11 protein-coding genes are annotated in these 13599 nt (G+C 47.4%); 8 read left to right on the plus strand and 3 right to left on the minus strand.

Going from position 1 to position 13599, the window contains the following annotated elements:
* Positions 1–64: 64 nt before the first annotated feature.
* Positions 65–415, minus strand: a complete 351-nt coding sequence (gene rnpA / locus ACE5KN_RS19020) for a ribonuclease P protein component (RefSeq protein ID WP_375527104.1) — start codon at positions 413–415, stop codon at positions 65–67.
* A gap of 216 nt (positions 416–631) precedes the next feature.
* A complete protein-coding gene (rpmH, locus tag ACE5KN_RS19025) occupies positions 632–766 on the minus strand; it encodes a 50S ribosomal protein L34 (RefSeq protein WP_068778604.1) in 135 nt (44 codons plus the stop codon).
* Between the two features lie 857 nt (positions 767–1623).
* Here rpmH and dnaA point away from each other — a divergent pair.
* From dnaA to gyrB, 6 genes are all read left to right on the plus strand, one after another.
* Positions 1624–2970: a chromosomal replication initiator protein DnaA gene (gene dnaA / locus ACE5KN_RS19030; RefSeq protein WP_375527103.1), complete on the plus strand. Its 1347-nt coding sequence runs from the start codon at positions 1624–1626 to the stop codon at positions 2968–2970.
* 219 nt (positions 2971–3189) lie between these two features.
* Positions 3190–4332, plus strand: a complete 1143-nt coding sequence (dnaN, locus tag ACE5KN_RS19035) for a DNA polymerase III subunit beta (protein WP_375527102.1) — start codon at positions 3190–3192, stop codon at positions 4330–4332.
* Positions 4333–4454: 122 nt separating this feature from the next.
* Positions 4455–4673, plus strand: a complete 219-nt coding sequence (yaaA, locus tag ACE5KN_RS19040; protein WP_375527101.1) for a S4 domain-containing protein YaaA — start codon at positions 4455–4457, stop codon at positions 4671–4673.
* A 57-nt stretch (positions 4674–4730) separates the two neighbouring features.
* Entirely contained in the window at positions 4731–5846 is a 1116-nt protein-coding gene (gene recF, locus ACE5KN_RS19045; RefSeq protein ID WP_375527100.1) for a DNA replication/repair protein RecF, read from the plus strand.
* Positions 5847–5862: 16 nt separating this feature from the next.
* A complete protein-coding gene (remB, locus tag ACE5KN_RS19050) occupies positions 5863–6114 on the plus strand; it encodes an extracellular matrix regulator RemB (protein WP_375527099.1) in 252 nt (83 codons plus the stop codon).
* 69 nt (positions 6115–6183) lie between these two features.
* The gene (gyrB, locus tag ACE5KN_RS19055; protein WP_375527098.1) at positions 6184–8094 is read left to right on the plus strand and encodes a DNA topoisomerase (ATP-hydrolyzing) subunit B; all 1911 of its coding nucleotides are present in this window, start codon (positions 6184–6186) and stop codon (positions 8092–8094) included.
* A gap of 73 nt (positions 8095–8167) precedes the next feature.
* Here gyrB and ACE5KN_RS19060 read toward each other — a convergent pair whose 3' ends face one another.
* Positions 8168–9034, minus strand: a complete 867-nt coding sequence (locus tag ACE5KN_RS19060) for a YheC/YheD family protein (protein WP_375527097.1) — start codon at positions 9032–9034, stop codon at positions 8168–8170.
* Between the two features lie 462 nt (positions 9035–9496).
* Between ACE5KN_RS19060 and gyrA the strand changes: the two genes are divergently transcribed.
* The gene (gene gyrA / locus ACE5KN_RS19065) at positions 9497–12019 is read left to right on the plus strand and encodes a DNA gyrase subunit A (RefSeq protein ID WP_375527096.1); all 2523 of its coding nucleotides are present in this window, start codon (positions 9497–9499) and stop codon (positions 12017–12019) included.
* Positions 12020–12231: 212 nt separating this feature from the next.
* On the plus strand, positions 12232–13350 hold the full coding sequence (locus tag ACE5KN_RS19070; RefSeq protein ID WP_375527095.1) for an HD-GYP domain-containing protein: 1119 nt from the start codon (positions 12232–12234) through the stop codon (positions 13348–13350).
* Positions 13351–13599 lie beyond the last annotated feature (249 nt).

The following is a 13599-nucleotide window of genomic DNA, read 5'->3' on the forward strand; positions in this document are numbered from 1 at the left end:
CCCCTCTCTTAACCATTACATTCCAACGTAAATGATATCATATCCGCCCATACAAAGAAACTTATTATCTTTGTCCAAGTTTCAGCAGCGACGCTTTGCGCATCACATGCAGGACGCTCTTTTCCAGTTCTTTGTACGACATCGTTACCGCGCCTTTGCGGACAATAAAAATAAGGTCGACATGCTCCATAATTTCATGCTCATGATGCCTGATGATTTCTTTAAGCAATCTGCGCATCCGGTTGCGCACAACGGCGTTGCCGATCTTCTTGCTGACCGATATGCCTGCGCGGAACTGATCCACATCTTTTCGGCGGGACCAATACACCACAAGCTGATGATTGGCGAAAGATTTCCCATGGCGGTATACGCGCGAAAAGTCCGCCCGGTTTCGAAGACGCAATTTTCTCTGCACGGCGCTTCTCCTTGTTTCTCACTTTTTCGGCCTCTTCAGACCGCCAAACCCTTACTCCCCAGTATATCCCTGAATGCAGGATATAACCTTTTGAAAAAAAGCTTCATATATATAGCAGCAGTTTTCAGACATCTGCAGGCTTTTTCATTTTATTTTCGAAAGAAAAAGGCACATGTATGAAAAAAAGACCACCGCAGTGGTCTCCATGCACCCATATTATGCACTCAATACTTTTCTGCCTTTTTGACGGCGTGCCGCCAGCACTTTACGTCCGTTCTTCGTGCTCATTCTTTTGCGGAAGCCGTGGACTTTTTTACGCTTGCTGACGTTCGGTTTGAAAGTCGGTCTCAATGTATTGCACCTCCTTACAAAGAATACGTTTTATATGGAATAACATCATATCTCCACAAAAAACACCTTTATACATTTAACCACGTACAGTTTGGAATGTCAACCTTCTTTCAGGAGATCAGCCTCTCCCTCTTTTTTAAGGATCCATATGAATATTTCATTTTTAGAAATCCTCAATAGATGTTTTTTGGGAATATCGTCGTTTTAACGAAAAATAGTTTTCCACAGCTCTGACAGACCGTCACAGTTATACACAGATGTTTATAAACAATTTCAATGTGAGTCACTTCGTCATAACCTGTGAATAAGTTGATTGGCCAAAAGCGAGGTTCATGTCGAAAACTGAACAACTTATAAACAATATCTTGTGTTGTGAATAAAAATTATACACAACAGCTTGAATTTGTGGATAAATTCGACGGATACATTGAAATAGAGGGCTTCTTTTGCTATGATTATATTACTTTTTGATTGTGAATATGTGATTTATCCCTCCATTTTATCAACAGCCTGTGGATAAAGTTGTGAACAATTTTGAGTTATCCATATTTATACGATTGTGTGAACTTTGGATTCTGGGGATATATTCTACAATTTTCATTTCATTTCGACATCTATAATTCCTTCCCCGGTCTGCAAAATGAAGAGGAACGGACCGGACCGCTCAGTCATTTTCCCGAACACCAAGCCCGACATGCCTGGCCTGAACAGGCAAGACTTCCGACTTGTGCCGATTTCGGGATGATTTGTGCTGCGTTTCCCCTCATTTTGTGCCGTATTTGTCAGCGGAGCGGATGGGCTTTTTTTGTGCTTATGGCTTAAGCCACATTTGGAGGATTTAAAAGGAGTGACAGTCTGTGGAGAGCCATACTTCCGAATTATGGCAGCAAATTTTATCCATTATACAAACCAAGCTGAGCAAACCAAGCTTTGATACCTGGTTTAAGGCGACCAAGGCAACGAAGCTGAATGATCACTCCATTGTGATTTCCGCGCCGACTACTTTTGCCGTTGAATGGCTGGAGAGCCGTTACACGAAGCTGGTCGCCTCTACGGTGTATGAGCTGCTTGGGAAGCAGGTTGACGTCAAGTTTATGATTGAGGAAAACAAACCGGCCGAGCCCGATCCCCAGCAGCTCCCGCAGCAGCCAACTGTGGTTCAGGAAGAAGCCGTCTCCCATATGCTGAATCCGAAATATACCTTTGATACCTTCGTCATCGGATCCGGCAACCGATTTGCCCATGCGGCTTCCCTGGCCGTCGCCGAAGCGCCGGCCAAAGCATATAACCCGCTCTTTCTATACGGCGGCGTAGGCTTGGGAAAAACACATCTGATGCACGCGATCGGCCATTACATTCTGGAGCATAATCCGGCCAGCAAGGTCGTGTACTTGTCTTCAGAGAAATTTACAAACGAATTTATCAATGCCATCCGGGACAACCGCGGCGAAAGCTTTCGCAACAAATACCGCAATATTGATATTTTGCTCATTGACGATATTCAGTTTCTGGCAGGCAAGGAATCAACGCAGGAGGAATTTTTCCATACTTTCAATGCGCTGCATGAAGAACGCAAGCAGATCATCATCTCAAGCGACCGTCCTCCCAAGGAAATTCCGACACTGGAGGAACGCCTGCGTTCCCGCTTCGAATGGGGCCTGATCACGGACATTCAGCCGCCGGATCTGGAGACCCGGATTGCCATTTTGCGTAAAAAAGCGAAGGCCGAGAAGCTGGACATCCCGAATGAAGCGATGGTTTATATCGCCAATCAGATCGATACGAATATCCGCGAGCTTGAGGGTGCGCTGATCCGCGTTGTTGCCTACTCTTCCCTCACGAATCAGGATGTTACGACCCATCTGGCTGCGGAAGCGCTCAAGGATATTATTCCTTCAAGCCGTCCTAAGATGATAACGATCCAGGATATCCAGCAGCATGTCGGCGAGTACTATAATTTACGGCTCGAGGATTTCAAGGCGCGTAAGCGGACCAAAGCCGTGGCTTTTCCCCGGCAAATCGCCATGTACCTGTCCCGTGAGCTGACGGACTACTCGCTGCCCAAGATCGGAGAGGCCTTCGGCGGACGCGACCATACGACCGTGATTCATGCGCATGAGAAAATCTCCAAATCGATTCAATCCGATCAGGAGCTGTATAAAGTTATTAACAACATTACAGAGAAAATCAAAAATCCTTCGTGAACAAGTTCAAAGCCTATGCACAATCTATACACATGTGGATAGGCTTCATTTGTTGCCTTTTGGCCTACTTATCCACATATTCAGGCCGCCTAATACTATTACTACTATTTTTTATTATAAATACATCATAAGAAGAACCGGCTTCGCCGAAGAAAAGAACAGCTACGACACACGCAGCCGGCAGCCTTCTTTTTGCCAATTCCCTTGTAGGAGGAACTTATGAAAATCAGCATTTTGAAGCAATTTTTGAACGAAGCCATTCAACATGTATCCAAAGCGATCTCCAGCCGGACAACGATCCCGATCCTGAGCGGCATCAAGCTGGACGTAAACTATCAGGGGCTGACGCTGACTGCCAGCGATACCGACATATCCATTCAATCCTTTATCCCGATTGAGGATGGGGAGCGCACGATCGTACAGGTGGATCAACCGGGAAGTGTTGTCCTGCCTGCTAAGTTTTTCGTGGAAATCATTAAAAAGCTCCCTTCGCAAGAGGTACAAATGGAGGTCCGCGACCAGTTCCAGACGTTCATCTCCTCCGGTGCCACCGAAATCCAGATGGTCGGTTTGGATCCTGAAGAGTTTCCGGTGCTGCCGAACATTGAGGAAAATCAGGTGCTGTCCATTCCTGGCGATCTGCTCAAAAATATGATCAAACAGACGGTATTCTCCATTTCCACCCACGAGACAACTCCGATTCTTACAGGCGTATTGTGGAACCTGGCGGATAATGAGCTGAAGTTTGTCGCTACGGACCGCCACAGGCTGGCTACACGCAGCGCACATCTGGAGACAGCCGAAGGTCTTCGCTTCAGCAACGTCGTCATTGCGGGCAAAACACTGAATGAGCTGAGCAAAATCATACCTGACCAGAATACACTGGTTGATATCGTGGTGGCTGATAACCAGGTGCTGTTCAAAATCGACCGTGTCTTGTTCTACTCGCGCATTTTGGACGGAACGTATCCTGATACTTCTAGAATTATTCCGACCTCGTACAAAACAGAACTGATTGTTGATACAAAAAGTTTGAGCGAGTCCATTGACCGGGCATATCTTCTTTCCCGTGAGGAGAAAACAAATATTGTAAGAATGCAGTCCATGGAAAACGGGGGGCTCGAAATTTCCTCCAGCTCATCAGAGCTCGGAAAAGTGCGCGAAGAGCTGAATGTATCCAAATTTGAAGGCGAGCCGCTCAAAATTTCCTTCAACTCCAAATATATGCTTGATGTGCTCAAGGTGGTGGACAGCGAGCAGCTCATGATTGCCTTTACCGGCATTATGAGCCCGATTATTTTGAAACCGGTGGATGACAGCAATGCGCTGTATATCATTCTGCCTTACCGTACCACCAACTAATTCCATATACCTTTGAACGCGTATGGTTTAAGATTATCAACAGCAGCCGTTCGTGCTGACATTACGGGCAGATTATTCACATGTGGATAACATCTCCGTCAGGAAGAAAGGAACGATATACCGTGAAACGGATATCCATCCAGAGTGAATTTATTAAACTTGATCAATTTCTGAAATTGGCCGATTGTGTACCGACAGGCGGCATGGCCAAAGCCCTGCTGCAGGAGGGGGCCGTCCGCGTCAACGGTGAGATCGAAGAACGCCGCGGCCGCAAATTGTATCCGGGAGATACCATTGAGGTGGCCGGAGAAGGCAGCTTTGAAGTGACAGCCGGCTCCTGACGGCCTCCGCAAGGCTGCAGAATCCTCCGCCAGGTCATAGAATGAGGGGGACCAAGCGTGTTTGTGAACAACATCCACTTGCAGCATTACCGCAATTACTCACAGCTGGAGCTGGATTCATTCGGACCGGTGAATCTGCTGATTGGACAGAACGCGCAGGGCAAGACCAATCTGGTCGAAGCCATTTACGTATTGGCACTCACCAAAAGCCATCGTACGGCAAGGGACAAGGAGCTGATCTCTTTTGACGGCTCCTCTGCCTATTTATCGTCCTCTGTCAGCAAGAAGTATGGAGATGTCAGGCTTGAACTGGCCATATCCCCGCAGGGCAAGAGAGCGAAGATCAACGGCCTGGAGCAGCGGAAGCTCAGCGATTTTGTAGGCTCGCTCAATGTTGTCATGTTTGCGCCGGAGGATCTTGAAATCGTAAAAGGAACGCCGGGGGTCCGCCGCCGGTTTCTTGACATGGAGATCGGTCAGGTAGCGCCAGGCTACCTTTACCACTTGCAGCAGTATCAAAAAGTGCTGGTTCAGCGCAACAACCTGCTGAAGCAGGCTTGGGGTAAGGAGCCTGCATCGATTCAGGTCATGCTGGAGATCTGGAATGAGCAGCTGGTTGAGCATGGTGTTAAAATTGTGAAAAAAAGGAAACAATTCATAAAGAAATTGCAAAGATGGGCTGAAGAGATTCATCAGGGCATTACCGGGGGCGGCGAAGAGCTCAAATTAAGCTATGTCCCTTCCTTCGGCGAGGCGGAGGAAGAAGATGAAGCTGTTTTATTGGACCGATTTATGTTAAAGTTATCACAAATGAGAGATCAGGAGATCAGGCGCGGCATGACACTTGCAGGCCCTCACCGTGATGATTTGGCATTTGCCATTAATGGCAAAGAAGTGCATACTTACGGTTCACAGGGGCAGCAGCGAACGACGGCTCTGTCTTTGAAGCTGGCCGAGATTGAACTGATTCACGAGGAGATTGGAGAATACCCTGTGCTGCTGCTCGATGACGTTCTCTCCGAGCTGGATCCGTACAGGCAGACACAGCTTATAGAAACCTTCCAGAGCAAGGTCCAGACTTTTATCACCGCAACGGGGATTGAAAGCATTAATGCCGGACGGCTGAAGGAAGCCAGCATCTATCATGTCCATGCGGGACATGTGGAATTTTAAGGAGTGAACAGCGGTCATGTATATTCATCTTGGCGGAGATAAAATTATTCGGTCCTCCGAGCTTGTTGCCATTTTTGACATTTCCATTGAGAAATCCTCCAAAATTTCCAAACAGTACGTTAATCATGCCCAGAAGCAGAAGCATATTGAAATGATCGGCGAAGAAGAAGCCAAATCCATTGTCGTCACCAAGAGCACGGTCTATTATTCCCCGATTTCATCCAACACGCTGAAAAAAAGGGCAAATGTATTTACTGATCTTGCTTGAGCATATACATCCGTAACATGCATTTAACGCAATTGTTAGCTATTGAATCTATAAAAGTAGGTGAAAGGCATGTCTATGAATCAACCAACTTATGATGCGGGCGAGATTCAGGTCCTTGAGGGATTGGAGGCTGTTCGCAAACGGCCCGGTATGTATATCGGTTCGACCAGCGTAAAAGGGCTCCATCATCTGGTGTGGGAAGTAGTGGACAACAGCATCGATGAGGCTTTGGCCGGATACTGCGATACCATTCAGGTTATCGTTCATGAAGATAACAGCGTTACCGTCATCGATAACGGGCGGGGCATCCCTGTCAGCGAACATGCCAAAATGAAAAAATCAGCCCTTGAGGTTGTCATGACTGTTCTGCATGCCGGAGGCAAATTCGGCGGCGGGGGGTACAAAGTATCAGGCGGTCTGCACGGGGTGGGTGTATCCGTCGTTAACGCCCTTTCAAGCAAGGTGATCGTCACCGTTAAACGGGACGGACATATTTATCAGCAGGAATATCACCGGGGTGTGCCTCAGTATGATGTGAAAGTGATCGGTGAGACGGAGGAAACCGGTACCCAAACCCGTTTTTTCCCTGACCCTGAAATTTTCACAGAAACGACGGTGTATGATTATAATACGCTGCTTACCCGGATCCGCGAGCTGGCTTTCCTGAATAAAGGCATTTCCATCAGCCTGAAGGACGAAAGAACGGGAGACAGCGCTTCTTTTCATTACGAGGGCGGAATCAGCCAATATGTTGAGTTCCTCAATGAAAAGCGGGAAGTACTGCACGAAAAACCGATCTATGTAGAAGGATCACGGGATGCCATTCAGGTGGAAGTGGCGCTGCAGTACAATGACAGCTATACAGAAAATATTTATTCGTTCGCCAACAACATCAATACGCATGAGGGCGGAACGCATGAATCCGGCTTCAAGAGCGCATTGACCCGGATCATCAATGACTATGCCCGCAAAGCGGGGATGATCAAGGACAATAATGCCAACCTGACCGGTGATGATGTTCGTGAAGGCCTGACAGCTATTATTTCCGTCAAGATCCCGGAGCCGCAATTCGAAGGACAGACGAAAACAAAGCTTGGCAACAGCGAGGTGCGCGGGATTGTGGAGTCCCTGTTCGCAGAGAAGCTGCAGGAGTTTCTGGATGAAAATCCTTCTGTTTCCCGCCGTGTTGTGGAGAAAGCGCTGCAGGCTGCACGTGCAAGGGAAGCAGCCCGCAAGGCCCGTGAATTAACCCGCCGTAAAAGCGCATTGGAGATCAGCTCTCTGCCGGGCAAGCTGGCCGATTGCTCCTCCAAGGACGCTTCCATCAGTGAATTGTATATCGTCGAAGGGGACTCTGCCGGCGGATCGGCCAAACAGGGCCGTGATCGGCATTTCCAGGCGATTTTGCCGATCCGCGGTAAAATCCTGAACGTGGAGAAGGCGCGCCTTGACCGGATTTTGTCCAGCGAAGAGATTCGTGCCATCGTAACCGCGATGGGGACCGGAATCGGTGAAGACTTTGATATTTCCAAAGCGCGCTATCACAAGGTCATCATCATGACGGATGCCGATGTCGACGGAGCCCATATCCGTACGCTGCTGCTTACGTTCTTTTACCGGTATATGCGGCAGATTATTGATGCGGGTTATGTGTATATCGCCCAGCCGCCGCTGTTCAAGATTGAGCGGAACAAAGTGGTGCGTTACGCCAATTCCGAGGCCGAGCGTGATGAGATCATTCAGGAATTCGGCGAAAATGCAAAGTTCAACGTTCAGCGCTATAAAGGTCTTGGCGAGATGAATGCGGCTCAGCTGTGGGAAACCACGATGGACCCGGAAAGCCGGACGATGCTTCAGGTAAGCATTGGAGATGCCATGCTGGCGGATTCGCTGTTTGATACGCTGATGGGCGATAATGTAGAACCGCGCCGCAACTTTATTCAGGAGCACGCCAAATACGTTAAAAATTTGGATATTTAATTGCAGAGAAAGGCCTGGTCGATCACCCGGCTGCAAAATAAGAGGCGCCCGCGGGCGCCATTTTTTATTCAAATCAGGCTTTTTTCTTCCAGGCCGTCGAGGGATTGTTCCTTGTACGGGCGGACGGCTTCTTGGAGGTGACAGAGGCAGCACTTGAAGGATTACGACCATAGGCAATGGCATATTTTCGGATGCGCTTGTAAATATTTTTGTCGGAAAGCTTGCCGAAGACGTAAAGGGAAGGAAGCGTGTTGACTTCCAAAATCCAGGGATGCAGCTGTTCGTCTATCCCGATATCAAGACCGATTTCCTTTATACGAGGATAGCTTTTTTCCAGCTGCCGTCCGGTCCTTTCTCCCAGCAGTGCAAGCCTTCGTTCCAACTGGGCAGTCTCCTGGCGGTTGGAGTGGCCTGATAGAAGGGTGTGAAACTCGGCAATGGTGCCGCCGCTGTGATAGTTTGTAATGATCTTTCCAGCTGCTGCTACACGTCCTATAAATCCGGTAGTTTCCCATTTTTCCTGCAAATTTTTTTGTGTCAGGATACGAAGGTCAAAAGCCCGTCCTTGATGGTTAAGCAAATGAATTCCTCGCTGGATAATAAATGTGCGGCGGGCAATTTGCGTCATAATGGCTTCATGCAGCTTATCCAGTGACTCATACTGGCTGCTGGTGGTTCCAAAGCGAAGACTGTAAGAGCTGTCGGCACAAGCTTGATTTTCCTGGGATGATTCGGAATCCTGTTCAATCTCCGCTCTCATGACGCCAAGGCCGTAAGTTCCAGAGTCAGGTTTTACGTAGACAACCTTATAAGCTCTCAGCATTTCCTCCAGGCTCTCACGACTGTATAATCTGGTGTCGGGAATATAAGGGATCAGTTTCAGGTTGGGCATCATGGCCATTGTTTTCGCCCATTTACTGGAGACCCGCTGGATGGACAAGAACCATCACCCTTTCATGAAAATTTCAGAAATATTGAGACGGATATCAAGATTTGATTCCCAAAAACAGGCAAACAAAAGGACAAGCGTGTAAAACAGTGGTATAATAGAGAAATACGGCGATTTTTTGTGTTTACTGCCTAATAAAACGACTTCTGCTCTTTTTTCATGGGTTCATGTCTGCTATTTTCAGGATGCTACCACTTCGAATCATGGGCAATGGCAGGCGGAACAGCCGTATACTTTATTTGTATGTCGGGCTGGACGAAAAGGCAGGGCTAATCCCCAGCCGCAGCTTATTTCCTTTTGAAGGTCCCTTTTTAACGTACGTTTAATTGTGATCTAATTGTGAAACTATTATAATTATAAGGATGGAGTTTAGCGTTTCGGACGGCGTTTTAAGCCTTGCAGGCTTTTCACAATAGAGTAGTGCAGAGTGGTTAAGAATAGAGGAGGTCCAGCATGGCGGATCAAAATAACCCGCAGATCGTGAACAGGGATATCGGCATCGAAATGCGCGAATCATTCATGGATTATGCGATGAGCATTATTGTCAGCCGGGCTCTGCCGGATGTGCGGGATGGATTGAAGCCGGTTCACCGGCGTATCTTGTATGCGATGTCCGAACTGGGTATGTCTCCGGATAAACCCTATAAAAAATCGGCGAGAATTGTCGGCGAAGTTATCGGTAAATATCACCCCCATGGTGACTCTGCCGTTTATGAGACCATGGTGCGTATGGCGCAGGATTTCTCTCTTCGTTATATGATGGTCGATGGACACGGCAACTTTGGCTCCATTGACGGGGATATGGCGGCGGCGATGCGTTATACGGAAGCGCGCCTTTCCAAGATTGCTATGGAGATGCTGCGTGATCTGAATAAAGAAACGGTCGATTTCATGCCAAACTATGATGGCGAGGAAAATGAACCGGCTGTACTGCCGGCCAGATTTCCGAATCTGTTGGTGAATGGAGTCGGCGGGATTGCGGTCGGTATGGCTACAAATATACCTCCGCACAATCTGGGAGAAGTCATCGACGGGGTTCAGGCCATGATCCAGAACCCGGACATTACCTCCATGGAACTGATGGATTACATCCAAGGGCCGGATTTCCCGACAGCAGGCTATATTTTGGGCCGTTCCGGAATACGGCAGGCTTATCAGACCGGCAGAGGCTCCGTTACAATGCGTGCGAAGACCAACATTGAAGAGATTGGCAACAAGGCGCGTATTATTGTGGAAGAACTGCCTTATCAGGTAAACAAGGCTCGTTTGGTAGAGAAGATTGCCGAGCTTGTCCGCGATAAACGGATTGAGGGCATCACGGATCTTCGTGACGAATCTGATCGTAACGGTATGCGAATTGTCATCGAGCTGCGCCGGGACGTCAATCCTAATGTGGTGTTAAATAACCTGTTCAAGCATACAGCGATGCAATCCACGTTCGGAATCAATATGCTGGCTATTGTCAACAAAGAGCCGAAGATTCTGACCCTGCGGGATGTTCTTTATCATTATTTGCAGCATCAGATCGAAGTTATTCGTCGCCGGACGGAATTTGATCTGAAAAAAGCAGAGGCCAGAGCACATATCCTGGAGGGCTTGCGGATTGCACTCGATAATCTGGATGAGGTTATCGCCCTGATCCGTTCTTCACCAACGACCGAAACTGCGCGTGACGGATTGATGGAGCGTTTCTCGCTCAGCTATGAGCAGGCGCAAGCGATTTTGGATATGCGTCTCCAGCGTCTTACAGGCTTGGAACGCGAGAAGATCGAGAACGAATATAACGAGCTGCTGCAGAAAATTCAGGAGTACCGTGAGATTCTGGCTAATGAGCAGCTGGTTTTGAATATTATCAGCGAAGAGCTGAGTGAACTGAGGGAACGCTTCGCCGATGAACGCCGTACCGAGATTACAGTTGGTGAAGAGAGCATTCTCGACGAGGATCTGATCCCGCGTGAAGATGTGGTCATCACGATTACTCACACCGGTTATATCAAGCGTCTGCCTGTTACGACCTATCGGAATCAGAAGCGCGGCGGCCGGGGTGTGGTTGGGATGGATACCAAAACCGAGGATTTCGTGGAGCATTTGTTTGTAACGAACTCCCACCATCATTTGCTGTTCTTCACCGACAAAGGGAAGGTTTACCGGATTAAAGCTTATGAAATCCCTGATCTGAGCCGGACGGCACGCGGAACACCGATCATCAATCTGATCCAGATTGAGCAGGGCGAGTCCGTGAATGCGGTCATTCCAGTCGAAGAGTTTGAGGATGGAAAGTATCTCTTCTTCGCGACACGCCAAGGTCTCGTCAAGAAGACGCCGCTTGATGATTATGTAAATATTCGCAAAGGCGGGCTTATTGCGATTAACCTTCGCGAAGATGATACGCTCATTGAAGTGAAGCTGACCGATGGAGAACAGGAAATGGTTATTGGTACCGCGAACGGCATGTCCATTCGCTTCCCGGAAAGCGATGTTCGTTCGATGGGACGCAGCGCTACAGGCGTCAAGGGGATTACCCTTGACGAAGAAGATACTGTGATCGGGATGGATGTCGTAGACAAAGAGCTGGATATCCTGATTGTAACGACAAGAGGTTACGGTAAACGGACGCCTGCTTCGGAATATCGTGTACAAAGCCGTGGCGGTAAAGGGATTAAAACGATTAACATCACGGAGAAAAATGGACCGGTTGTGGGTCTTAAGGTTGTTAAAGCAGAAGAAGACCTTATGATCATCACGGCCAGCGGTACACTCATCCGTACCAGCATGGAGGGCATATCCACGATGGGACGGAATACACAAGGTGTTAAGCTGATCAATATTCGTGAAGAAGATGCTGTAGCAACCGTTTGCCGCGTCAACAAGAACGAAGAATCAGAAGAGCTTATGGATGAGCTTCTGGAGAATGAAGAGGGTACTCAGGATTCGGTTGGAGACAGCAGCGCCGATTCTTCGGAAGAGCAGCAATAGAAGTGGATAGCAGAAGGGATTCCTTGCGGGAGTCCCTTCTTTTTTGTATATATTTATTAGGTCTTAAGTCTTTGTAAGAAAGACAAAATGATGTACAGAACTAGGATATAAGTAATATAATAGACCCAACATGTAAAATAGTGGCGTTTCCATAAAAGTCGATTAGAGTGGCATAAATCAGCCCTCCGGACACAGAGAGGTTCAGTACAACAATGACAATGCTATCTATCAAAGATGTAATCCCCGGATTTAAATTGAAAAGTGATGTTCTTACTGAGCTTGGAAGTGTCCTTCTTTCTAAAGGTCAAGTATTGCTTCCACGCGATTTGGAGATTTTGCATGCGTTTTTGATTAAAGAAGTGGAAATTGAAATGGATCAGACTGTCGAGGGTTATAAAGCGTTGGAAGGCAATAAGCAAGCAGCGAAACAGCAGGATAAGAACAAGGAAAATGTAGCTTTGGCATTCTCCAATTTTACTACTGAAGAGAATGAATGGGAAAAGTTTAATGAGGCATACGACAAGACTTTGGCGCTTGTAAAGCAGGCATTCCATTTAGTTCTTGTGTCAGAGCTGCCGGTATTGGAGCTGCGTACCCGGTTAAAGGAGATGTTTAATTATATACACAAATATAATGTGATCACGTTTACTCCACAATCGATGTCCGAATCGGATTACATATATCATAATGCGGTCATGTGTTCGCTCACTTCTTATCTGCTTGCCCAGTGGGCAGGCCTTCCGCAGAAGGACTGGATACCGGCAGCATTTGCCGGTCTGCTTCATGACATTGGAAATGCAAAGGTGGATCATAATATTCTTCATAAACCCTCCGCTCTTACACCAGAGGAAGCTGCCGAAATGAGACAGCATACCATCTACGGCTATGAATTGCTCTCGAAGGTTAAAGGAATCAACGAAGGTGTACGTCTGGCTGCTCTTCAGCATCACGAAAAGGTGGATGGATCTGGCTACCCGATGAAGATCAAGGGACAGCAAACACATATTTACGCCAGAATTGCGAGCGTGGCTGACATTTTCCATGCGATGACTTTGCAGAAGGCATATCGCAAAGCTCAGTCCCCATATCTGGTATTGGAGCAGATTAAAAGCGAAGCATTCGGCAAGCTGGACCCGGCAATCGTGCAAACCTTTATCAGCAAAGCCACCCAGCTTGGGATGGGGACAAAAATCCGGCTGAATGATCAACGGACAGGAGAAATAGTTTTTGCAGACAGGGACTATCCCACTCGTCCTATGGTTAATATCGATGGGGAGATTATCAATCTCGTCCAGAATACCAACCTTTACATTGAAGAAATTATTTCTTAAAGGGTTGCTTTCTTATAGTGAAATGTGATATATTAATTCTTGTCGCTAAAAGATTTAAGCAGCTTGGTAAACACAGAGATTCAGAAAAAACAAAAAAGTGTTGCTTCTGATATTTGAATGTGATATACTATAAAAGTTGCTGAAAGATGAGATATCAGCGGCGAAATGAGAATTTGATCTTTGAAAACTGAACAACGAGTGAGTAGGTTTTACATCGTAAAACCAACCCGCGAAGTCATTTGGTTCGTG

This window comes from Paenibacillus terreus (genome assembly GCF_042138595.1).
In the GTDB taxonomy this organism is placed as follows: Bacteria; Bacillota; Bacilli; order Paenibacillales; family Paenibacillaceae; genus Paenibacillus; species Paenibacillus terreus.